The sequence below is a fragment of the Streptomyces sp. YIM 121038 genome, assembly GCF_006088715.1.
GTDB lineage: Bacteria > Actinomycetota > Actinomycetes > Streptomycetales > Streptomycetaceae > Streptomyces.
Map to the genome: position 1 here is coordinate 3,157,771 of NZ_CP030771.1, position 21,327 is coordinate 3,179,097.

At 72.3% G+C, this 21,327-nt stretch carries 25 protein-coding genes, 1 tRNA gene and 1 pseudogene; 16 read left to right on the top strand and 11 right to left on the bottom strand.

Going from position 1 to position 21,327, the window contains the following annotated elements; genetic code table 11:
• Positions 1 to 58 precede the first annotated feature (58 nt).
• The gene (locus tag C9F11_RS13245) at positions 59 to 781 is read left to right on the top strand and encodes a peptidoglycan-binding domain-containing protein (RefSeq protein WP_138959487.1); all 723 of its coding nucleotides are present in this window, start codon (positions 59 to 61) and stop codon (positions 779 to 781) included.
• 102 nt (positions 782 to 883) lie between these two features.
• On the opposite strand, the gene C9F11_RS13250 is transcribed toward C9F11_RS13245, so the two are convergent.
• A complete protein-coding gene (locus tag C9F11_RS13250; RefSeq protein ID WP_138959488.1) occupies positions 884 to 1,549 on the bottom strand; it encodes an HAD family hydrolase in 666 nt (221 codons plus the stop codon).
• A gap of 263 nt (positions 1,550 to 1,812) precedes the next feature.
• Positions 1,813 to 2,391, bottom strand: a complete 579-nt coding sequence (locus tag C9F11_RS13255) for a TMEM165/GDT1 family protein (protein WP_138959489.1) — start codon at positions 2,389 to 2,391, stop codon at positions 1,813 to 1,815.
• A 487-nt stretch (positions 2,392 to 2,878) separates the two neighbouring features.
• Here C9F11_RS13255 and C9F11_RS13260 point away from each other — a divergent pair, with 487 nt between their 5' ends.
• The 4 genes from C9F11_RS13260 to C9F11_RS13275 all read left to right on the top strand — a co-directional run bounded on the left by C9F11_RS13260 (position 2,879) and on the right by C9F11_RS13275 (position 7,941).
• The gene (locus C9F11_RS13260; RefSeq protein WP_138959490.1) at positions 2,879 to 3,526 is read left to right on the top strand and encodes an HNH endonuclease family protein; all 648 of its coding nucleotides are present in this window, start codon (positions 2,879 to 2,881) and stop codon (positions 3,524 to 3,526) included.
• Positions 3,527 to 3,602: 76 nt separating this feature from the next.
• On the top strand, positions 3,603 to 5,222 hold the full coding sequence (locus tag C9F11_RS13265) for an alkaline phosphatase D family protein (RefSeq protein ID WP_138959491.1): 1,620 nt from the start codon (positions 3,603 to 3,605) through the stop codon (positions 5,220 to 5,222).
• Between the two features lie 52 nt (positions 5,223 to 5,274).
• Entirely contained in the window at positions 5,275 to 7,284 is a 2,010-nt protein-coding gene (locus tag C9F11_RS13270; protein ID WP_138966421.1) for an FAD/NAD(P)-binding protein, read from the top strand.
• 201 nt (positions 7,285 to 7,485) lie between these two features.
• Positions 7,486 to 7,941, top strand: a complete 456-nt coding sequence (locus C9F11_RS13275) for a DoxX family protein (protein ID WP_138959492.1) — start codon at positions 7,486 to 7,488, stop codon at positions 7,939 to 7,941.
• A 117-nt stretch (positions 7,942 to 8,058) separates the two neighbouring features.
• Here the strand turns inward: C9F11_RS13275 and C9F11_RS13280 are convergent, their stop codons facing one another.
• Positions 8,059 to 8,508, bottom strand: a complete 450-nt coding sequence (locus C9F11_RS13280; protein WP_249401713.1) for a superoxide dismutase family protein — start codon at positions 8,506 to 8,508, stop codon at positions 8,059 to 8,061.
• A gap of 449 nt (positions 8,509 to 8,957) precedes the next feature.
• On the opposite strand from C9F11_RS13280, the gene C9F11_RS13285 reads away from it, so the two are divergent.
• Positions 8,958 to 9,587 (top strand): VTT domain-containing protein, encoded by a 630-nt coding sequence (locus tag C9F11_RS13285; RefSeq protein WP_138959494.1) that lies wholly within the window; start codon positions 8,958 to 8,960, stop codon positions 9,585 to 9,587.
• Here the strand turns inward: C9F11_RS13285 and C9F11_RS13290 are convergent.
• On the bottom strand, positions 9,584 to 9,814 hold the full coding sequence (locus C9F11_RS13290; protein WP_138959495.1) for a DUF2277 domain-containing protein: 231 nt from the start codon (positions 9,812 to 9,814) through the stop codon (positions 9,584 to 9,586). The two genes, C9F11_RS13285 and C9F11_RS13290, sit on opposite strands and share 4 nt — an antisense overlap.
• A 342-nt stretch (positions 9,815 to 10,156) precedes the next feature.
• Here C9F11_RS13290 and C9F11_RS13295 point away from each other — a divergent pair, with 342 nt between their 5' ends.
• A complete protein-coding gene (locus C9F11_RS13295; protein ID WP_138959496.1) occupies positions 10,157 to 10,444 on the top strand; it encodes a hypothetical protein in 288 nt (95 codons plus the stop codon).
• A gap of 127 nt (positions 10,445 to 10,571) precedes the next feature.
• Entirely contained in the window at positions 10,572 to 11,126 is a 555-nt protein-coding gene (locus C9F11_RS13300) for a hypothetical protein (RefSeq protein WP_138959497.1), read from the top strand.
• Between the two features lie 31 nt (positions 11,127 to 11,157).
• Here the strand turns inward: C9F11_RS13300 and C9F11_RS48610 are convergent.
• A pseudogene (locus tag C9F11_RS48610) lies at positions 11,158 to 11,415 on the bottom strand (flavoprotein); the annotation flags it as partial.
• 323 nt (positions 11,416 to 11,738) lie between these two features.
• On the opposite strand from C9F11_RS48610, the gene C9F11_RS13310 reads away from it, so the two are divergent.
• The gene (locus C9F11_RS13310) at positions 11,739 to 12,329 is read left to right on the top strand and encodes a hypothetical protein (RefSeq protein ID WP_138959498.1); all 591 of its coding nucleotides are present in this window, start codon (positions 11,739 to 11,741) and stop codon (positions 12,327 to 12,329) included.
• 26 nt (positions 12,330 to 12,355) lie between these two features.
• Positions 12,356 to 12,685 carry a hypothetical protein gene (locus C9F11_RS13315; protein WP_138959499.1) on the top strand — a complete coding sequence of 110 codons (330 nt, stop codon included), beginning with the start codon at positions 12,356 to 12,358 and terminating at the stop codon, positions 12,683 to 12,685.
• Here the strand turns inward: C9F11_RS13315 and C9F11_RS13320 are convergent.
• The 5 genes from C9F11_RS13320 to C9F11_RS13340 all read right to left on the bottom strand — a co-directional run bounded on the left by C9F11_RS13320 (position 12,639) and on the right by C9F11_RS13340 (position 15,902).
• Positions 12,639 to 13,274, bottom strand: coding sequence for a hypothetical protein (locus C9F11_RS13320; protein ID WP_138959500.1), 636 nt, complete (start codon positions 13,272 to 13,274; stop codon positions 12,639 to 12,641). The two genes, C9F11_RS13315 and C9F11_RS13320, sit on opposite strands and share 47 nt — an antisense overlap.
• Positions 13,271 to 13,402: a hypothetical protein gene (locus C9F11_RS49655; RefSeq protein ID WP_269078084.1), complete on the bottom strand. Its 132-nt coding sequence runs from the start codon at positions 13,400 to 13,402 to the stop codon at positions 13,271 to 13,273. Before C9F11_RS49655 ends, C9F11_RS13320 begins: the two co-directional genes overlap by 4 nt.
• 418 nt (positions 13,403 to 13,820) lie before the next feature.
• Positions 13,821 to 14,264, bottom strand: a complete 444-nt coding sequence (locus C9F11_RS13325; RefSeq protein ID WP_138959501.1) for a hypothetical protein — start codon at positions 14,262 to 14,264, stop codon at positions 13,821 to 13,823.
• Positions 14,252 to 14,722, bottom strand: coding sequence for a hypothetical protein (locus C9F11_RS13330; RefSeq protein WP_138959502.1), 471 nt, complete (start codon positions 14,720 to 14,722; stop codon positions 14,252 to 14,254). Before C9F11_RS13330 ends, C9F11_RS13325 begins: the two co-directional genes overlap by 13 nt.
• A gap of 622 nt (positions 14,723 to 15,344) precedes the next feature.
• On the bottom strand, positions 15,345 to 15,902 hold the full coding sequence (locus C9F11_RS13340; RefSeq protein WP_138959504.1) for a flavoprotein: 558 nt from the start codon (positions 15,900 to 15,902) through the stop codon (positions 15,345 to 15,347).
• A gap of 132 nt (positions 15,903 to 16,034) precedes the next feature.
• On the opposite strand from C9F11_RS13340, the gene C9F11_RS13345 reads away from it, so the two are divergent.
• The 4 genes from C9F11_RS13345 to C9F11_RS13360 all read left to right on the top strand — a co-directional run bounded on the left by C9F11_RS13345 (position 16,035) and on the right by C9F11_RS13360 (position 18,659).
• Positions 16,035 to 17,213, top strand: coding sequence for a helix-turn-helix transcriptional regulator (locus tag C9F11_RS13345; RefSeq protein ID WP_138959505.1), 1,179 nt, complete (start codon positions 16,035 to 16,037; stop codon positions 17,211 to 17,213).
• Positions 17,214 to 17,302: 89 nt separating this feature from the next.
• Positions 17,303 to 17,764 carry a hypothetical protein gene (locus tag C9F11_RS13350; RefSeq protein ID WP_249401714.1) on the top strand — a complete coding sequence of 154 codons (462 nt, stop codon included), beginning with the start codon at positions 17,303 to 17,305 and terminating at the stop codon, positions 17,762 to 17,764.
• Positions 17,761 to 18,129 carry a DUF6415 family natural product biosynthesis protein gene (locus C9F11_RS13355; protein WP_138959506.1) on the top strand — a complete coding sequence of 123 codons (369 nt, stop codon included), beginning with the start codon at positions 17,761 to 17,763 and terminating at the stop codon, positions 18,127 to 18,129. Before C9F11_RS13350 ends, C9F11_RS13355 begins: the two co-directional genes overlap by 4 nt.
• Positions 18,126 to 18,659, top strand: coding sequence for a hypothetical protein (locus C9F11_RS13360; protein WP_138959507.1), 534 nt, complete (start codon positions 18,126 to 18,128; stop codon positions 18,657 to 18,659). Before C9F11_RS13355 ends, C9F11_RS13360 begins: the two co-directional genes overlap by 4 nt.
• An 18-nt stretch (positions 18,660 to 18,677) precedes the next feature.
• On the opposite strand, the gene C9F11_RS13365 is transcribed toward C9F11_RS13360, so the two are convergent.
• Positions 18,678 to 18,749, bottom strand: a tRNA-Val gene (locus C9F11_RS13365).
• A gap of 191 nt (positions 18,750 to 18,940) precedes the next feature.
• On the opposite strand from C9F11_RS13365, the gene C9F11_RS13370 reads away from it, so the two are divergent.
• Together C9F11_RS13370 and C9F11_RS13375 are read left to right on the top strand one after the other, a co-directional pair.
• A complete protein-coding gene (locus tag C9F11_RS13370) occupies positions 18,941 to 19,744 on the top strand; it encodes a DUF4097 family beta strand repeat-containing protein (RefSeq protein WP_138959508.1) in 804 nt (267 codons plus the stop codon).
• Between the two features lie 183 nt (positions 19,745 to 19,927).
• Positions 19,928 to 21,325 (top strand): hypothetical protein, encoded by a 1,398-nt coding sequence (locus C9F11_RS13375; RefSeq protein ID WP_138959509.1) that lies wholly within the window; start codon positions 19,928 to 19,930, stop codon positions 21,323 to 21,325.
• Positions 21,326 to 21,327: the final 2 nt, after the last annotated feature.

Here is a 21,327-nt window from a genome sequence, read left to right on the forward strand (position 1 = left end):
CCGTTCCGCGCAGGCGGCGGCCGCCGAGGACTTCGATCCGCTGCACATCCGGCCGTACGTGACGCTGCCGGAGCCGCGGGCGCCGCTTCCGGCCCTCTCGTCGGCTCCGCCGCCACCGGCCGCCCGGCCCGCGGCGGTGCGCGGCGCCGGGGAGCGGGGCACCGCGCGGACCGCCCACCGACGGGCCCGCGGGCGCGGCCGTACGACGCTGTTCGCGGGGGCGGGGGCGCTGTTCGCCTCGGCGGCCGTGTTCGCCACCGGCATGCTCTCCGGGGGCGGTGGCGGCGGCCCGGACCGGGCGCTGCCGGACACCACGGCCAGCACCGACGACGACCCGCCGCCGGAGGAACCGGCCGCACGCGTGTCGGCCGAGCCCGCCACCAGCCCTCCACCGAGGCCGACGCCGACACCGCGGCCGAGCCGCGAGCGGCCCTCGCCCGCCGCGACCCGGGCGCCCTCTGCCTCGCCCTCCCTGCGGCCCCTGCACGCGCCCGCCACGTCCCCGACGCGCACGACGGCCCGCGCGACCGGCACCGTGTCCTTCCCGCCGTCCCCGCCGCCCGTCCTGCGCCTGGGCGACCGCGGCCCGGAGGTCACCGGGCTCCAGTACCGCCTGCGCCGGTTACAGCTGTACGAGGGCCCGACGGACGGCGTCTACACCCCGCTGCTGGCCCAGTCGGTGGCCCGCTACCAATGGACCCGAGACATCACGGAGGACCCCCTCGGCACCTACGGCAAGGCCACCCGACGAGCCCTGGAAGCGGAGACAAGGGCCCCTTGAGCGAACGCGAGGCCGCCCAAAGGGGCGCGGGGAACTGCGCGACCAGCCCAGTACAACCCGCGGCCCGAAGGCCACAGGACCCTCTACGGCGCTGCCGGAGACTCAGAAGGAGCCGAAAGAAAGCCGCAGCCCCCCGCCCGGCAGGGCGGTGACCCGGACCTGGGTGAGGTCGTCGACGCACACGGTCGGCCCGTGCTCAGCCGCCCGAGGGCCGACCCCAACAACCCGCATCCCCGCGGAGCGCCCGGCCGCGATCCCCGCCCCCGAGTCCTCGAAGACGACGCAGTCCTCGGGAGCGATACCGAGCTCCGCCGCGCCCTTGAGGAAGCCCTCCGGGTCCGGCTTGCCGGCGCCGACGCTCTCGGCGGTGACGCGTATCGCGGGCATCGGGAGGCCCGCCGCGCCCATGCGGCCGGTGGCCAGGGGGACGTCGGCGGAGGTCACCAGGGCGTGCGGGAGCCCGGCGAGGGAGGCCATGAAGGCGGGGGCGCCGGGGACGGGCACGACGCCGTCCAGGTCGGCGGTCTCGCGCGCGAGCATCTCGCGGTTCTCCGCGTGGTTCTCCGCCATGGGCCGCTCGGGCAGCAGGAGCGCCATGGAGGCGTGCCCCTGACGGCCGTGCACGACCTTCATGACCTCGTCCGGGTCGAGCCCGTGCCGGGCCGCCCAGTCGCGCCAGCAGCGCTCCACGACGGCGTCGGAGTTGACGAGGGTCCCGTCCATGTCCAGGAGGAGGGCTCGGGCGGTCAGTTCGGTCACGGCCGTCATCGGCGTACTCCAAAGGCGAAGGGGACCCGCACCCGCGTCGAGAGGAGATCGGGAGGTCGAGAGGAGGTCGAGGTCGAGAGGGGTCGAGGTCGAGAGGAGGTCGACGGGAACAAGGCGACCCCGCCCGCCGGTCAGGGAGTACGGGCGGAGCCACTTTGTTTCCTCACGGTACAAAACAAGTCCCGCACGGGGCAACAACGCAGGTCAGGCCCTTACCAGCAGCCCCGTCCGGAGGCATCCACCGCTCCCGCACCGCGGCCGCCTCAGGCCACCGCCTCGTAGAGGCTCCACAGTCCGAGCGCCAGCATCAGGAGTGCCGCGATCTTGGTGATGAGGGCCAGCGGCACCCGCTTCATCAGCGCCTTGCCACCGACGATGCCGAGCCCGGCGACCGCCCAGAGGGCGAGGACCGCGCCGATGCCGACCGACAGCGGGTCGTCGTAGCGGGCGGCCAGGTTCGCCGTCATGATCTGCGTCAGGTCGCCGAACTCCGCGACCAGGATGAGCATGAAGCCCGCCCCGGAGACCCGCCAGAAGCTCTGGTCCTTGGGCGCCTTGACCTCGTCGTCGTCATCGCCCTTCTTCATGAGCAGCATCGCGGCGCCGCCGAGGAACAGCACGCCGGTGATCGCGTGCACCAGGCGCTGCGGGGCGAGCGTCAGGACGCTGCCCGCGGCCACGGCGAGCACGACGTGCACGGCGAACGCGGCGGCCACGCCCGCGAAGACGTAGCTCGCGCGGTAGCGGGTGCCGAGCACGAGTCCGGCGAGCGCCGTCTTGTCGGGCAGTTCGGCAAGGAAGACGACGCCGAAGACGAGCGCCGTCACACTCAAGCTGATCAAGGTTCCTCAATCGGTCGGGCCACCCCACCGAGAGCTTCGCAGCAGCCTTCGCGTACGACACCTCGGCACGGCAGCGCACAGCGGCGCACACGGATGTGTGCGCGGGGCACTGCTTGCCGAAGGTCTCGCTGGCCGCCCACCCCGTGGGCCGCCTCCGGGCGCCGGCCCAGCTTGCGCTGAGCAGTGTGTCGACGGTCCGGCGAAGAGCTACTCCCCTTCTGCACCGGCCATGGTACGTGATCCCTCCAGGCCCGCGAACAGGGACTTTGGTCCGGTTCCCGGCGCCGCGCGGGGTGAGCCGGGTCACTTTTCCACAACCCCCTCGGCCCCGCGCACATATGACAAGCCGTGACATACCGGCGAACCCCTTGCCCCGGCCACCCTTTTGACGCGACCCTGTCACCGCGCGCACACCTGCTGGCCACCCCACACCGCCAGCCTGTCCACGCCCGAGTGGTCAACGTCCCCCCACCTCAAGGGAGTTCGCATGCCCGGAATCTACGCGCGTCGCCGCCTCGCGGCCCTCGCCGGCGCCGCCGCCCTCGCCAGTGCCACCACCCTCCTGTCCGGCTCCCCCGCCCAGGCCGCGCCGCCCACCCCGGTCAGCGCCGCCACCGCCCGCACCTACCTCGGCCAGCTCACCGAGCGCGCCGAGGGCTCCTCCGACGGCTACAGCCGGTCCAAGTTCCCGCACTGGATCACCCAGTCCGGCACCTGCAACACCCGTGAGGTGGTCCTCAAGCGCGACGGCGAGAACGTCCAGCAGGACGGCAGCTGTGCCGCCGTCTCCGGCACCTGGAAGTCCGCGTACGACAACGCCACCTGGACCCAGGCCTCCGACCTCGACATCGACCACGTCGTGCCGCTGTCCGAGGCCTGGAAGTCCGGCGCCAACGCCTGGACCCAGTCCCAGCGCCAGGCCTTCGCCAACGACCTGGGCCGGCCCCAGCTCATCGCGGTGACCGACAACGTCAACCAGGCCAAGGGCGACAAGGACCCGGCCGAGTGGCTGCCCCCGGCCGCCTCCTACCACTGCTTCTACGCGCGCATGTGGGTGGACGTGAAGCAGCACTACAACCTCACCGTCGACCCGGCCGAGAAGAGCAAGCTCGCCTCGATCCTGAACGGCTGCTGACCGGCAGATCGCCGGAACCGTCCCGCCCGCCTCCGTCGTTCCGTACCGTACGGGGCGACGGAGGAGAGTGATCACTGTGGGACGGCTGCGTCTGGGCCCTCTGCTGAGATACGTGGACGGGCGGACCGCGACCGTGTGGGTCGAGGCCGACCGGCCCTGCACCGCCGAGGTGCGGTGCGCGGACGGCGCGGGCGGCTCGGCCCGCACGTTCCAGATCGCCGGGCACCACTACGCGCTCGTCCCGGTGACCGGACTGCGCCCCGGCACGGAGACCGCGTACGAGGTGACGCTCGACGGGGACGCCGTCTGGCCGCTGCCCGAGAGCCCGTTCCCGCCGAGCACCCTGCGGACGCCGCCCGACGACCGGGAGGCCGTCCGCGTCACCTTCGGCTCCTGCCGCTGGGCCGCGCCGCCCGCCGGTGAGCACGACCCCGTCGGCCCGGACGCCCTGGACGCCCTCGCCGCGCGCATCGCCGCCGACCCGGCCGCCGAGCGCCCGGACGTCCTGCTGCTCCTCGGCGACCAGGTGTACGCGGACGAGGTCTCCGACGCCACGCGCCGCTGGCTCGCCGCCCGCCGCGACCTGTCCGAGCCCCCGGGCGACCAGGTCGCGGACTATGAGGAGTACACCCACCTCTACTACGAGTCCTGGCTCGACCCCGAGGTGCGCTGGCTGCTCTCCACCGTGCCGAGCTGCATGGTCTTCGACGACCACGACGTCATCGACGACTGGAACACCAGCGCCTCCTGGCTCGCCGACATGCGGGCCACCCCCTGGTGGGGCGAGCGCGTCCGCAGCGGCCTGATGTCGTACTGGGTGTACCAGCACCTGGGCAATCTGCCGCCCGCCGAACTCGACCGCGACGAGCTGTACGCGGCGGTGCGCGCGACGCCCGACGGCACGGACGCGCTGAGCGCCTTCGCGGCCCGCGCCGACGCCGACCCCGGGGCCGTCCGCTGGAGCTACCGCCGCGACTTCGGGGGCGTGCGCCTGCTCATGGTCGACACCCGCGCCGCCCGCGTCCTCGACGAGGACCGGCGGGCCATGCTCGACGCCGACGAAGCACGCTGGCTGCGCGAGCAGGCCCTCGACGGAACGTACGACCACCTCCTGATCGGCACCTCCCTGCCCTGGCTGCTCCCCCACCTCATCCACGACGCCGAGGGGTGGAACGCCGCGCTGTGCCGGGGCGAGCGCGGCGCCCGCTGGGCCCGCTTCGGCGAGGACCTGCGGCGGCGCGCGGACCTGGAGCACTGGGCGGCGTTCCCCGCCTCCTTCGCCGCGCTCACCGATCTGATAGCCGAGGCGGGCACCGGCCCGGACGCCCCCGCGACCGTCCTCGTCCTGTCCGGCGACGTCCACCACGCCTACGTCGCCGAGCCCGCCTGGCCACGGGGCCCGGCACCCGCCGCGCGGGTCCTGCAGCTCACCTGCTCGCCCGTGCACAACTCCATTCCCGCCTCGATACGCGTCGGCTTCCGCTTCGGCTGGAGCCGCGCGGGGCGCGCCCTCGGCCGGCTCTTCGCCCGCCACGGCAGGCTGCCCCGCACCGGGGTGAGCTGGCGCAGGACGGGCGGCCCCTGGTTCGGCAACCAGCTCATGACCCTGACGATGCGGGGCCGCGCCGCGGAGCTCCGCCTGGAACAGGCCCGGCGGGCCGGGGGCCTGACGACCACGGCGACCCGGCGGCTCTGAGCGGCTCCCAGTTTCGGGAAAGCGGCGGGCCCGGGGCGCGCCGCGAGGCATGATGCGGACGGTCCGCTTCCCCACGCACCACGACCGCCGCATCCGCCGTAACCGCACAGGGAGCCCCCGTTTGTCCCTCGCACCCCTCACCCCCGCCCTGGCCGTCGTCGGGGCGGGACCCCGCGGCACCAGCGTCCTGGAACGCCTCTGCGCCTCGGCCGCCGAACTGCTCGCCCCGGGCACGCGGATCACCGTCCACATGGTCGACCCCGCGGCACCGGGCCCCGGCCGGGTCTGGCGCACCGACCAGGCGCCCGAGCTCCTGATGAACACCGTCGCCTCCCAGGTGACCCTGTTCACCGACGCGAGCGTCGACTGCGCGGGGCCGGTCAGACCGGGGCCGAGCCTGTACGAGTGGGCGGCGGACGGGCACATACCCGGGCTCGGCCCGGACGACTATCCGACGCGCGCCGCGTACGGCCGCTATCTGGAGTGGGTGTTCGCCCGGACCCTGCGCACGGCCCCGGGCGCCGTCCGCGTCGTCACCCACGCGGCCCGCGCGACCCGGCTTTCCGAGACGGCCGACGGCCTCCAGGCCCTCGCGCTCGACGACTCCCGCACCCTGACCGGCCTGTCGGCCGTGGTGCTCGCCCAGGGCCATCTGCCCGCCGCCCCCGACGCCGCGCCGACCGGCCTCTCGGAGTACGCCGCCCGCCACGGCCTGCGCCACGTGCGGCCCGCCAACCCCGCCGACGTCGACCTCTCCGCCCTCGCCCCCGGCGAGCGGGTGCTCCTGCGCGGGCTCGGCCTGAACTTCTTCGACCACGTGACGCTCCTGACCGAGGGCCGCGGCGGCCGCTTCGTCCGCGCCCCGGGCCGCCCGCCGCGCTACGTACCGTCGGGCAACGAGCCGCGCCTGTACGCCGGTTCGCGGCGCGGCGTGCCGTACCACGCGCGCGGCGACAACGCGAAGGGCCCCTACGGACGGCACGAGCCCGCCCTGCTCACCGCCGACGTGATCGCCCGCTTCCGCAAGCGCGCGGACAGCGGGGACGCGCCGGACTTCCGCGCCGAGGTCTGGCCGCTGGTGGCGAAGGAGGTGGAGACCGTCTACTACGGGGCGCTGCTGAGCGCCCGTGGCACACCCGGGCGGGCGCGGGACTTCCGCGACCGCTTCCTCGACCTCCCCCACCGGGGCCCCGAAGAACCCCTGCTCCTGGACGCGTTCGGGATACCGGAGGCCGACCGCTGGTCCTGGGAGCGGCTCGCCCGCCCGTGCGCGGGGCTGGCCTTCGGCTCGCCTCAGGAGTTCCGCGCCTGGCTGCTCGCCCTGCTGCGCGAGGACGCGGCCCAGGCCGCGCTCGGCAATGTCGCGGGCCCGCTGAAGTCGGCCCTCGACGTGCTGCGCGACCTGCGCAACGAACTGCGGCTCGCGGTGGACCACGGCGGCATCACGGGCCGCTCGCGCCGTGACCACCTGGACGCCTGGTACACCCCGCTGAACGCCTTCCTGTCGATCGGCCCGCCCCGGCGCCGCACGGAGGAGCTGACGGCCCTGATCGAGGCGGGCGTGGTCGAGGTGCTCGGGCCGCGCCTCGAAGTGCGGGCACGGGACGGGGCGTTCGTCGCACGCTCGCCGGACGTGCCGGGCTCCGAGGTGCGGGTGACGGCCCTCGTGGAGGCGCGGCTCCCCGAGCCGGACCTGCGGCGCACCGGGGACGCGCTGCTCGCGGGCCTGCTGCGGACGGGGCAGTGCCGCCCGCACACCGTCGGCGACCACGAGACGGGCGGGCTCGACGTGACCGGCCGCCCCTATCACCTGATTGACCGTCAAGGCCGTGCGCACCCGCGGCGGTTCGCGTTCGGGGTGCCCACGGAGGGCGTGCGCTGGGTGACGGCGGCCGGAGCGCGGCCGGGCGTGGACTCGGTGACGCTGTCGGACGCGGACGCGGTGGCACGTGCCGCGCTGCGGACCGTGACAGCTTTCCCCGGCACGACTCTGGCCCCCGGCACTCCCCAGGCTCCAGACTTGGCCCAGACCCCCGACTTGGTACAGACCAACAGTTCATGAGCGAGCGCGGAGTTGCCCCCCGACCCCGGCCGCACCCCGTGCGACCAGGGAAGCAAGGGGAGAACGAGACGGCCGAATACAGATGATTCTCATAAAACACTCAGATGTTGAAGTTGCAAGTACTACTTAGGCCCACCTAATCTTGAGGCTTCGCGATCGGTTCACGTCCCCAACCGAACAAGACCGAAGGAGTCCCCCACCATGACTGAGCGGCTGAACAGCGCCCAGCCCTATGCCCTCGGCCTCTTCCGCATCGTCGTCGGCCTGCTCTTCTTCTGCCACGGCGCCGCCTCGCTCTTCGGAGCGTTCGGCGGCACGGACGGCAACGGCGCCACCATCGACGCGGGCACCTGGCCCGGCTGGTACGCGGCCGTCATCCAGCTCGTCGGCGGCGCCCTCGTGGCCCTCGGCCTCGGCACCCGCGCGGCGGCGTTCCTCTCGTCCGGGTCGATGGCGTACGCCTACTTCAAGGTCCACCAGCCGGAGGCCCTGTGGCCGATAGAGAACGCGGGAGAGGCCTCGGCGATGTTCTGCTGGGCCATGCTGCTCCTGGTCTTCACCGGCTCCGGGGCGTTCGGCCTCGACCGCGTCATCGCGGCGGCCCGCGGCGAGCAGAAGGCCAAAGCGGGCTCCGACCGCACCCCCATCGCGGCCTGACCGCGCCCCCACGCGCGAGCGGTGCCCCCGTTCCGTACCGGTTCACGGGTACGGAACGGGGGCACCGTCCTGTGCGGACGGGAGGGCCGCGGCCCTAGCCCACCGGAGGCGGTGGCCCTAGCCCGCCGGGGGCGGTGCGAACGGCACGCTGAAGCACGCGAGCCGCTCGCCCGCGCCGCCCTGCTCCCGGTGCAGCACGACCGCCGCGGCCTCGCCGCGCCGGAAGCCCCAGTTGTGGACGGCGGAGGCCTTGCCGGAGCCGTCCTTGCCCGCGGTGAAGTCCAGCCATACCTCGTTCTCCGGATCCATGGGACCCGGCTCGTTCTGGTAGTGCGGTCCCGCCGCCGCCGGGTCCGCGCCGCACGGCTTCTGGTGCACGTGCACGCCGTACGCGTGGCCCGGCTGGAGGCCCTTCACGCGCAGGGAGACACGCGTGCCGATCTGATCGCTGCGCTGCGTCACCTCGATCCAGGAGGCGGCGGGGACGAGCTGCTGCTCGTAGGTGATCGCGGCGGACGGCACGAAGGCCGTCGGCGGTGCGAACCGCGCCTCCGCGCGGACCTCCACACGGTCCGTCGTACGACGCCCCGCGGAGTCCGTCGCACGGCCTCCCGGATTCGTTTTGCCACTCTCCACACGGTCCGCCGCACCACTGTGCACATGGTCCGCCGCGCCGCTTCCGACGGCTCCGGCCGCGGCGAGCACAGCCGCCGCAACAGCCGAGGCAAACACTCCTGCCAGCATGGCAAGCTCCTCGTATCGCCAGGTCAGGCCCCTTTGGGGCGCTCTGTCACTGTTCGTACGGGCCGCCCACCACCGTACGCCCGGGCCGCCCGGCCCGCCGGGTGAACGAGCCGACCCCCCGATGAACGTGACGTAGCGAACAACTGAGCCCCCAGTGGATCTCTGGGCGATCTCGCGGCGTACGCTGTACAGCTGTCGTCAGGCCGCCACCCGCCGCTCCCCGAGATGTCGCGGCGATGAGTTGCCGACCGGGGAGTTACGGGGAGATTAGGGTGTTTGAGAGTGTGGGGGCGCTGACCGCCAGTCCGTGGATCTACGCGGTCGTGGCCCTCTCCGTCCTGTTCGACGTGTTCCTGCCGCTGCTGCCCAGCGGTGTGCTCGTCATCACCGCGGCCACGGCCGCCGCCGCGGCGGGCACCGGCACGGGGCGGGTGCCGCACGACGTGCCGGACATCCTCCTGCTGATGCTGTGCGCCGCGACCGCGTCCGTGCTCGGCGACCTCGTCGCCTACCGCATCGCCTGGCGCGGCGGGGAGCGCCTCGACCGGGCCATCGCCCGCTCCCGGCGCCTGACCAGCGCGCAGGAGCGGCTCGGCACGGCCCTCTCGCGGGGCGGCGGCGTCCTCGTCGTCATCGCGCGCTTCGCCCCCGCCGGGCGCTCCATCGTCTCCCTCGGCGCGGGCGCCGCACACCGGCGCAAGCGCGACTTCCTGCCCTGGTCGGCCCTCGCGGGCGTGGCCTGGGCCGGCTACAGCGTGGGCCTCGGCTACTTCGGCGGCCAGTGGCTCGGCGCGACCTGGCTGGCCACGGGGGTCTCGGTCCTGGCCCTCGTCGCGGCGGGCGCGGGCGCGGCCTATCTGGTCCGCCGCCCCGCGGCGAACTCGGGACCGTCCGGCGCCTAGGGCCGGGCCGCGCGGGCGGTGCCCCGCACCTCAAGCCCGTCGAGCAGCTCGGCCGTGGCCGCGGCGACCGCGTCCACGGCCCGGTCGAACACCTCCTGGTTGTGCGCGGCGGGCGCCCGGAACCCGGACACCTTGCGTACGTACTGAAGCGCGGCCGCCCGGATCTCGTCCTCGGTGGCCTCTTCGGGGAGCGCGGGCGGGCGAAGGGTCTTGATGCTGCGGCACATGCCTCCAGCTTCGCGCGTCCGGGCGCCCGACGAGAACCCCTGGCTCCCCCGCGCCTCCCCGGGAGCAGGTTTCGGCACCGGCGGCGGTGGACACCCGGACGGGGCGCGGCGCGCCATCCCGCCCGAAGAGCCGTGAGCGGCGGCCTTCCGGGAGCCCCGAGAGCATTGACAGGCACCGGCGGCGGGCGTTGACTCCGCCGTACGAAGGCCCGAATGAGCCCGTGTACGACCCGGCGCTCCGCGGTTCGCGCTCCGGAGCCGCCCCCGCTCCGCGCGGCGCGGACCCGCCCCGTCCATGAAGGTCACGCCCAGCCCCCGCGTCCAGCCTGCGGAGGTACATCCATGATTGTCCTGACGATCGCCCTGCTGCTCGTCCTGATCGCCCTCGGCTTCAACCAGCCCCTGCTGTGGCTGCTCGCCGCGGCGATCGCGTACTTCCTGATCCGCCGCCACGACCGCGCCGCGGTCAAGGGCGGCATGAGCGGAGCCGGGAGCGCGCGTCCCGGCGGCACGGGCGGGGCGAGCGCTCCCGTCACGTACCGCGACTACCGCATCCGCCGGTCCCGCCAGGAGCGCTGGGACCGCAGGTACCGCCGTACGCACCCGTCGAAGCAGGCGCGGCGCGGCTAGCCCCGCGGCCCCGCCGGGTCACCGGAACCGGTAGGACTACTCACCGTCGCGGGTGAAGAGAGGCTTACCCGCCCCGCCACCGGGGAGCCTGCGCACGCACCGTGCCGAGCCCACCCCGGGGAGCCCCATGCGCCTGCGCGCCCTCGTCCGCGTACCCCTGCCCGTCCTCCTGGCGGGTGCCCTCGCGGCGGGGTGCGCCTCGCCCGCGCCGCGTCCGCCCGCGCCGCGCCCGGACGACGTCATCAAGGCGGCGCAGCAGCGGCTCACCGACGGCTGTCTGCGGCACCGGGGCTTCACGCCGCCCCGCCCGGGCGAGCGTCCGCCGCCCGCGGCCGAGCGGCAGCGCGTGGCCGCCGCCCTGTTCGGCACCGGCCGCACGGAACTCTCCCTGACCCTGCCCACGGGCCACACGGTGGGCGCCCACACCGACGGCTGCCTCGCCGCCGCCCAACGCGCCCTGTACGGCGACCAGAAGCGCTGGTTCCGCGTCTCGACGGTGGTGAACAACCTCAAGCCGGAGGCCGCGCACGCCGACCGCCCCCTCGCCGAAGTCCGCGCGGGACACCGCCCGGAGCTCACCCAGTGGCGCCAACTCCGCGCCCGCGCACTGAAGAACGCGGAAACCATCCTGACCGCGGACGACCTGCCCGCGGACGGGACGAGGGCCCCCCGGGGATCGTGAGGATCCCTCTTCCACGGACGGCTGCCTGCTCGCGCAGCTCGGTGACACTGCGGTCCAAACTGCCGATGCTGGGCGTACGCGGAGTTCACGCACGGCATCGTCACCGTCGGGATGCCCTTGCCGATTCCTTCGGCGACGACGCCCACCACGAAGTTCTGGCGAGCCCGTCGATGCTCTCACGCAGCCAGTGGGCCGCCGTCGGCGTCAGGCCGAGGCAGAGGTCCCACCCGTCGGCCTGCGCTGTCTCGATCACCTTTGCCACGTCGAAGAGGGGCGGCGCGGCCGAGATTCATCCCACCCCGGGGAGTCGATCACGCGCAACTGCCCCTGATCCAGGTGGAACAGGGGCAGTTGCCAGTCCGGCGCCACATGGCGCGGGCACCGTTTTGGACTCCAGGCATGACAACGGCCCCTCGGATCGATTCGCTAGGGGATGAAGAGGTTAAAGAGGTGCCCTATCGCCATATCGGATTCTTCTAGTTTACCTAGCCCGAAAATGCCGAGTATCGTCCGATGTTGAGTGAACGAACTGGGTCGATCCCATTTAGCGGATGTCCTGTGTGGCAGCTGCTTATCGTGAATTCCACTCATGCGTGAAAGAGGGATGGGAAGTTGAACAAGAGGGGCATACTCGGCAAGTCACTGCTTACAGCGTCCTGCGTAATCCTTGGTCCGGCGTTGACACTTGCTCCCGCAGCGCATGCCGACAGCGACCCCGCTCCAACGGGCGCGACGAAGGTCTCATCACGCTCCGCAGATAAGCCGGACGACGACGTCACGCCGAAGGTGGAGGGCACTACGCGGATCCAACTGAACGCGCCGAGCACGGACGGTCACAAGAAGACGATTCGCGCGTACTGCAACATCACGGCGGACACTCCCCACTGGTCCAAGAAGGGTATGAGCGTTATCTACAAGACGCGCGCCCAGTGTTACGGCAACGTCCCCTCGGTTCAGTTGAAGGTCACCTCCAAGCTGATGCGGGCGGGTGCGCCGAAGCCGCTCGTCGCCGCGACGGCGAAGGAGACCCAGACCGTGCGGGCCGGTGGCGGCAAAGCGACGTTCTACGCCCCTGTCCCGAACGGCAAGAAGGTGAAGTACAGCGCGCGGTTCTGGGGGCGGAGCACCGCACAGATCGTGTCGCCTATCGTGGGCACCAAGACGCAGGTTGTCAGCAAGACAGCCGACCTCAAACCCAAGTAGTCGGATTCGGACGAAGGCGCCTTGCTATGGCCAGTGACTGGGAAGTCGACGTACAACTGCTGATGGACGTTGCCGACGGTGAGTGGGAGCGGCTACAGCAGGGGATGGTCGACTCGATGGCGGCGGAACCGCAGTACGAAATCGTACCGACTGCCACGTCCAACGGCCCGACCGGCGCCTTCTTCTCCGTCGGCGCCACTGTGCAGGTGTCGGCCGACACGCCCGGCAAGGCGGCGGACGTCGCCGTGGCCGTGACGCGCAAAGCCCTCCGGTTGGCTGGAGCGGCCACGGACCGTGGTGTGACGGAAGTCAACATCCGCCAGGGCGACGTGGACCCCCGCCTCCTGGGCCGGTAGGTGGGCGCCGGTGTACCTGCCGACAGGGTTGCGTGTACAGCGCATCGGCCACAGCGGGCACCTCGTCACCGACCCCGCCGAGACCATCCGCCACCACCACATCGAGAACTGAGCCCATCTCGCGCAGCACCGCGCGGGTGGTCTGGGTGGTGGTGCCGAGGGCCCGGGCGAGGGGCACCAAGTGGACGTGGGGGGCGGCCAGATCGTGGAGGAAGCGAGTGGTCTCCGAGGCCTCGGGAAGGAGCGACTCCTCGTGCTCCTCGTCACCCTCTTCGGTGCTGCTGTCAGCGGGCCCAGCGGAGCGCGCGGACCGCCCGGCTTTCCAGGCGGCCCACACCCACGCTGCGACGAGGGCCCACATCAGCCAGGGGATCGCGCGGACGAGGACCCACAGCAGGTAGGCGAGCCCGCCGAGGATGATCAAGCGGCCGATCACTCCGAGGAAGGCGCCCCAGCCGTCGAGGTCGGTGCGGCGGCCAGCGCGGACCCAGGTGGTAAGAGCGTCGGTGCGACGCTCCCGGATGCGCGTGCTGCCCTTCGACAGGCAGTTGGCGGCGTGGGCGCGGGCTGCGGGGTCTTTCCAGCTCACAGGCCCGCTCCGCCCTGACTGAGGAGTTCGCGGCCCTTCGCGCCCGCCCAGTTGACGCTGTCGGGCCACCAGTTCAGGAGCGCGGCGACGCCGGGCAGGAAGCCGTTCCGCTGGCCTGCACTATCCACAGGCGCATACGTTCCCCCGCGCGAGGCCGTACGGTGCTGTCCTGCCGATCACACGGGGGCGCGATGTACAGGGGGGGACCTGGCCTGGCCAGCCGACCGCGCCCTGACCGCGATGCCGGACGACGTGCACGCGGAGGCGATGGCCTTGATCGAGGACATCGTCGAAGACCTGGAGCCGCGCCCAACCGCGCGTGGACAACGGAGGCGCCCCTGCAGGTCCGGGAGTGGACCGTGTACGCGGCTGGTGGCGGGCTGCTCGTGGTTCTCGGCGCGGGGCCTGGGGCTGACCGGGAGCCCTCGGCAGGCGCCTGGCCGCCCTTGCACGCTGACGGTATGTCCTCCGGCATGACCGTGGTGCTCTCCCGCCCGACGAGGCGTTAGGGACTGTCTGGGCCCCTGACGGGTCCCAGACAGTCCCTCAGTACTGCCTCAACTGGCCTGGACGCTCGTAGTAGAAACCCCGCACGCCGTACTGTTCGTCGTTCTCGATGGGCAGTGAAGGCGCCGCGACATCGTCGAGAAGGGCGCTGCCGTTGAGGACGCGTTTACCGTCGAACCACTGGCCGGTGGAGCCGAACAGGTGCACTCCCCGGCCCAGCCGAAGGAGTCCCAGGGTTACCTGCGTGGCCGAGACGGGCACGCCGCCGGAGACCAGGGGGAAGGAGAGGTAGAGGTTTCTCTTCTCTCGTGCAGAAGGGCCGGCCCACAGGGCGACGGTCACCCGTGGCTCCTTCAGGTCCGGGATGCATCCGCGCACGTAGTACGGCTTGGCCACAGGGGTGGTCGTGTAGTGCCACAGGGTGGCCGCGAGGGCCCGCTGCGTGCGGTTCAGCGCCTCGGGCGGAATGGCTAGTTGACCCATGACGGGCACTTCTTGACTCCTCTGCAGTAAGCGGTGATGACCCCGATTTTCCCCTTCTTGCCAGGAGCGGTGTAACGACCGTCGTCGGTCTCCTTGGCGTAGCGCACCTTGACCACGAAATCTACCTGGCGCCCGTTGTGGATGGCCGAGCCCCAGTACTCAAGGTTGCGCTGATGGTCGGACCGCTTGTCGGGTTTGCCGTTGAGGGCGGCGTTGATGAGCTTGCACGACGTGATGTTGTGAGGCCTGGAGAGGTGGATGAAGCCTAGCTCCGAGTTGCCCATACGCGTGGGGATACGACGGTCTTCCCAGTCCTTTTGCACACACTTCTCGTGGGTGTTCCACGCCGCCTTCGAGTCCGCGGCGGCCGGGGTGGCGACCAGGCCGAGGGTGCAGAGGACGGCAGTGAGTGCAATCGTTCCGGCGCGACGACCTATAGTCGTTGCGTTCTGGTGCATGTTTCCTCCGTAGGTGAGCACGCGCCGAACACGCTGCAGCCCGGTTGCCCCCGGGCTGCAGCACCACGTGCAGTGATCACACGTTACCCAGGTCGCCGCCGCTGCCGTGTTTGCAGTTGAGCGAAACGCAAGGGTTTCGAGCACGACCATCCAGAGGCCCTTCAGCGCTCAACGAGGCGCCCCTCAAGGCATTCTGATTGGACATCAGAGACCACCGGACCTTGCGGGAGCAAACCATCAGACTGTCCGGAAGTGGTAAACTCGCCATTCTCTGTCCAAATTCGCCCGCATCTCCTGCAGTGCGCAAGCGGAGTTCGGCCCTCGCCACCGTGGACATCGATTGCGCCCCCGCAGTCGTGACGCTGCTCAAGCGTGCGGCGCTGCGCCGCGATGTCGAGAGCTCGCTCGATCCGCCCGGCCCCGTCCGCCGCACGCTGGCCACTGCGGCTGATCTCCGGAATGGCTGGTAGTGCCCGCACATTAGGCTGTTGTGAATCGGACGCGGGGGTCCCGCCAGAGGGCGCGGATGTCCTCGTTCACGGCCGCAGCAGGGCGCACGGCGGCCCGGGGGCTGGGGTTGGGGGACATGCCTGCCAGCGTATGCGGTAGCACCGACAGCGGACTACTGCCGCTCGTCACGCCCCTCGGCCCGGTGCTTCGCGGCGGCCAGCGCGGCTTCCCACGGGTATGCCGTCGGCTTGCCCGAGCCCGGCGGGTTGGGGACGAATCCGCCTTCGCCGTAGAGGACCGTGACCCCTTGCTCGCGCAGCTCGGTGACGCTGCGGTCCAGCTGCCGGTGCTGGGCGTACGCGGCGTTCACGCACGGCATCGTCACCGTCGGGATGCCCTTGCCGATGCCTTCTGCGACGACTCCCACCACGAAGTTCTGTGTGAGCCCGAGGGCCCAGGAGTTGATGCTGTTGAAGGTCGCGGGGGCGAAGAGAATTGCGTCCGCCGGAGGCCAGGCGTCCGGCTCACCGGGAAGCTTGTACTTGCTGCGCACGGGGTGCCCGGTGAGCACGGCGAGCCCGTCGATGCTCTCGCGCAGCCAGTGGGCCGCCGTCGGCGTCAGGCCGAGGCAGACGTCCCACCCGTCGGCCTGCGCTGTCTCGATCACCTTTGCCACGTCGAAGAGGGGCGGCGCGGCCGAGCCGAACAGGTAGAGAGTCCGAGAGGTCATGCATTCATCCCACCCCGGGGAGTCGATCACACGCAACTGCCCCTGATCCAGGTGGAACAGGGGCAGGTGCCAGTCCAGCGCCGCATGGCGCGGGTACCGTTCCACCTGGCGAGTCAGGAACGGAGTTCCAGCATGCCCACAGACGACCGCCCGGGGGCCCGAATCGCACAGCACCGGAAGCTCGCCGGGCTCACACAACGCGGGCTGGCCTTGAAGATCGGCTACTCATACAGCATGGTCCACCAGGTCGAAGGCGGCCATAAACCGGCGAGCCCGGAGTTCGCTGCCGCATGCGCCCGGGCTCTTCATGTGGACGTCACCACCCTGACGGGACAGCCGTACATGACCGAGCTGCAGCAGGACCGCCTGGCTGAACTGATCCGGCCCATCCGTGAATCGCTCGACCTGTACGACCTTGGTGCGGACCCTGATGTGACCGCCCGTGCGGCGCCCAGACTCGTCGCGGCGGCGGACTCTCTGTGCGAGCAGGTACGGGCCGCCGAGATCAACAAGGTGGCCCGCGCCTTGCCGGGAGTCATCGCAGAACTGACGACGGCCGCGTACCGCACGCCTGCCACCGAGCTGTGGGCAGCGCTCGGCTCCGTCTTCCGCACGGCACACGACGTCACCGTGAAGCTCGGTTTCTACGACCTGTCCACCATTGCCCTGGACCGGATGGAGTGGGCCGCACAACGGGCCTCAGACCCTGTCCTCGCCGCGGTCCGGCAGTACATGCGCGGCCTCGTCTACCACCGCGAGGGGGAGCACACCATCGGCCTTCGGCTCGTGGACGCCGGCCATCGGATCCTCGCCCAGGGCGAGGAGAACCCCGCCTCGCTCGCGGTCGCGGGACAACTCCACCTCGGCGCCACCGTCATCGCCGCGCGCGCTCGTGAAGCGGACACGGTGAAGACTCACCTGGACGAAGCGAAGAAGATCACCGACCGCATCGGCGAGATGGGACACGTCCACTGGCTGTCGTTCGGGCCGACGAACTGGGCAGCACACGAGTTGTCCGCACTCACCGAGATGGGCCGGTACAGCAAGGCTGTCGAGAAGGCGAAGAAGATCGCCATCCCTGACTCGTGGCCCTCCTCCCGCCGCGCGCACGTGCTGATCGACCGCGGCCGCTCCGAGATGGAGATCGGCCGCAGCGAGGCGGCCCTGAAGTCCATCCTGAAGGCGCGCGAGGTGGCTCCCCAGCAGACCCGCTATCACCCTGGCGCACGAGCGACCGTCGAAGGGCTGATTCATCAACAACGCCGCACGCCGGACGCATTGGGGCACATCTCTGCCTGGCTCGGTCTATGACACCTGGTGTCACCGAAGAGTGACAGTTGATGCCCTTGCGCATGGTCACGCTGGTCACAAGGCCTGATCAGCGACGACAGGGGCACATCGTGGACGCCAACCTCAGAGCCGTATCGCAGTGGCTGGCGGAAGCCGACCCGCGACCGGGCAACGCATGGGCGGAGTGGGAGAAACAGGGCGCCGCGCTGCTCCCGCTCGGCCGCCTCTTCGACGCGATCCGCATGCCAGCCGAGCAGGTCCACGACGTGGTGGGCAGCGACGCGGCGAAGACGGTGGCCAAGGTGCTGACAGCCTGGCTGGACGGCCCGGTCATCCGGGATTCCCGCAGCAGCATGGGCCCGTACTACGCGCTCATCGCGCCCGGCGCCGAGTGGGACGGCCCGGCCGAGCGGCTCACCACCGGCACCTACCTCGGCGTGCCGCGTCCCGGCCACGCGACGACGCTGTCCCGCTGGGTGGTCCTGCCGTCGTACCCCGGCGCCCTGTGCGACCCCCGGCACGTGCACACGCTCCTCGCGACGACCGCCTCCCTCAGGACGGTGGGCCGATGATGACCACCGACCAGCCCCGGCTGGAGGACCTGGTCGAGCTCGCCTTCAGTGCGCTCGCCGACCCGCCCGCACCCGAGGACACGGCCGCCCTGCACCGCCGCCTCGTCGCGGAGATCCTCCTCCGCCTGCCTCAGGCGGAGCAGGCCGCGGCGGCCGAGCGTGTGCGCAGCGACGCCTGGTACACGCACCAGCGGGTGGTCGACGCGACGCACGACGCCCTGGCGCTGGAGGGCGAGGAGCCGACCCCGGACGACGGCCCGACCGGTGCGGCGCTGCGCGTCGCCGAGCTCGCCCGCAGACTTCGGGCCCTGGCGGTGTACCCAGCCAGCGCCGGAGGGCACGCCTGCCCGCCGAGGCCCCGGTGAGCGCGCCCGGCGTCGCCGAGACCCTGCTATTGGCCATCGTCGAGCGCGGCCCCGCCCTCACCGTTCAGCAGCGGCAAGGCGCCGTCTGCCTGTGGTGCCCTACGGTCCTGCGCCCCGGCGACGGCGTCGACATCCGCGGCGGCCGCACCGCCGACCGGGACTGGTGGCCGCACGCCTGCAAGCCCTGCTACGCCAACAACCTCCGGTCCGTGGCGACGTACGCCGACTGGAACGACCACCTGCTCGCCTGCGCCGCCTGCTGCCAACACGCTCCGTGCTCCACCGTGAGCACCCTGCGCGCCGCGCACATACAGGCCCGGTGCCGCATCGGGCGGCCGGCCGTCTGGTGCATGGAGTGTCTGAGCATCATGCGGCCCGACGAACTGTGGCAGCCACACCTGTGGCAGAGCCGCCGCGGAGCGGAGCCCAGCTACCGGCACACCGGCACCTGCCCGCAGTGGGCGGGCGACGAGTCGGTGGACTCCGGGCATGACAGCGGCCCTGCGGATGATCTTCCGCAGGGCCGTTGACCAGACAACTGAACCCGGTGGGCGCGGACGGTTTCGAACCGCCGACATTCGCCTTGTAAGGGCGACGCTCTACCCCTGAGCTACGCGCCCGGGACGAGTAGACAGCCTACCTTGCCGGTGGCGGTGGACCGCACACCCGTGGCGGGCCCCCGACCGGCCGGGGGGATATCCCCACCCCGGATCCGGTAGCGGCCCGGATCCCCCGGTCGCGCCGCGCTCCCTACGGTCAAGGGTGAGCTCGCGGCAGGGGTCGCGAGGGGGCTTTCAGGGGAGAGAACGTCATGACCACCGCCCACAGCCGCCGCACGGGTCCGCTGGGGCCGCGGAGCGCGCGGATCCTCGCCGGTGCCGGCGCCACGGCGGCGGTCCTCGGGCTCGTCGCCGCGTGCGGGGCGAGCGCCGAGGACGACAAGACGCCGGACCGGCGGACGTTCAGCCTGCCCGGGCGGACGCTGACCCTCGACTCCGACGACTCCACCCTGGACGTCGTCGTGTCGGACCACGTGAAGGACGTCCGGGTCACGCGCTGGTTCGACGGGCGCACCGTGCTCGGCGGCAGCCCCAAGGTCACGTGGAAGCAGAGCGCCGAGGGCGACAAGCTCACGTTCCGGGTGAAGTGCAGCGGGGTGATCAGCAATTGCTCCGCCAAGCACCGCGTCGTCGTACCCCGCGGCGTCGCCGTGACCATCCTGAACCGCGACGGCCAGGTGACCGCCAGCGGCTTCCGCGAGCCGCTGAAGGTGCGCACCGACGACGGCAGCGTGACCGTGCGGAACTCCAGCGGGCCGCTGGACCTGAGCAGCGTCGACGGGTCGGTGCGGACCGACGGCGTCACGTCGAAGCGGGTCAGCGCCCGCTCCCGGGACGGTTCCGTGTGGCTCGAACTCGGCGCCGTACCGGACCGGGTGCGGGCGCGCAGCACGGACGGTTCCGTGACCGTCGGCCTGCCCGACGCCCGGTACCGCGTGGACACCGAGAGCGTGGACGGCGGCGTCGACGTGACCGTGCCGCGCGCCGACGACAGCCCGCACCGCGTGTCGGTACGCAGCGTCGACGGCCACATCACGGTGCGCGCGGCGAACTGACCACCCCGTGTGTTCGTCCTTCACCGGTGGGAGAATGTGACACCGGCCTGGCAGGGCGGACGACAGCACGGGAGAGGGACAGTGACGGCGACACCATCGCAGCCACACAGGTGTGGCACGGCCCCCTGTGCCTGTCCCCCGGCGCCGGTGGCCCCTTCCGCCTTCGGCGGTGTGCGCCGTCTCATGTCGCCCGTACGGAAATCCGCGGGCCTGCCGTGGCTTGTCGCGCCCACGCGGCGGAGCCGCAGAGTGTCCCGCCCCGCGCCCCTTCGGGGGTCGTTGACGCTCGCCCTGCTGCCCCTTGTCGTCGCCGTGCTGCCCGGGTCCTTCGCCGGGGGCGGGACGCGGCGGTGGTTCGGTGGGCGGGGCGAGGGCGCGCGGGCCGACGCGCAGGCGGCCAAGGACGCGGCGGCGGCCGCGTTCTACGAGCTGGACACCGCGCAGCGGGACCTGCGGATCTCCATCGAGACGATCGTGGCGGTGGACTCCTCGCCCGCCGCGCGCCGCGCCGCCGCCGACTTCGAGGCCTTCGGGCAGCGCATCGACGAGGTCAGCCACCAGTACATCACCGCGGTCGACGCGCACGACCTGGACCGGGACGACCTGGAGGCGTCCGCCGCGGCCCGGGCGCGCACCGAGCTGACGGCGGCCAAGGACGCGCTCGGCCGGACCAAGCAGGACCTGGACCGCTTCTCGCAGGGGCTCGGGCCGCTGCTCGACAAGGCGGAGACCCAGCTCGCCCGGCTCGCCCCGGCCGTGGAGCGGGCCCGCCAGACGCTCCTCGCCGCGAGCAACGCCCTGGACGCGGTGCGCGGCGCGGGCCTGAAGGCCGACGACCTGGCGGGGCGGCTCGCCGCGCTCGCGCCCGAGCTGACCAAGCTCAACCAGGGCGCGGGGCAGCACGGCGTCGCCGACACGCTGCAGCGCGCCGACCGCGTCGTACGCGACGGGGAGGCCGTCCGCGCGGAGGCGGAGCGGCTGCCCGAGCGGGCCCGCGAGATCGACCGGCGCCTGGTGTCGCTGCGCACCCGCGCCCAGGCCCTGACCACCCGCAGCGAGCAGGTCGAGCCGGTCCTCAGCGAGCTGCGCCGCCGCTTCACCGCGGCCTGCTGGCAGGACCTCCAGCGCGTCCCCGAGCAGGCCGAGGAGAACGTGCGGCAGGCCGAGGCCAAGCTGGCGGAGGCCCAGCGGGCCCGCGAGGAACAGCGGTGGCCGGACGCGACGGCACGCCTGTCGACCGTGCGGGCCCTGCTCAACTCCACCGACGAGGCGGTGTCCGCCGCCGGTGACCGGCTGCGGCGGCTGAACGAGGTCTCCAAGGACCCGCAGGCGGAGATCGAGCGCACCCGGTTCGCGGTCCGGGACGCCCAGCGCCTGGCCATGGCGGGCCGCCAGCGCCCCGACCCGCGGGACGCCCGCCCGCTGGACGAGGCGGTGGCCCGCCTGGACCGCGCGGTGGGGGCCCTGGAGGGCCGCCACCCCGACTACTGGCAGTTCCTGACCGAGATGGAGGCCGTGCGCGCGACGGCGGCCCGGGTGGTCGCACGGATCCGCGAGGAGCGGGGGCAGGGCGCGGGCTGAGC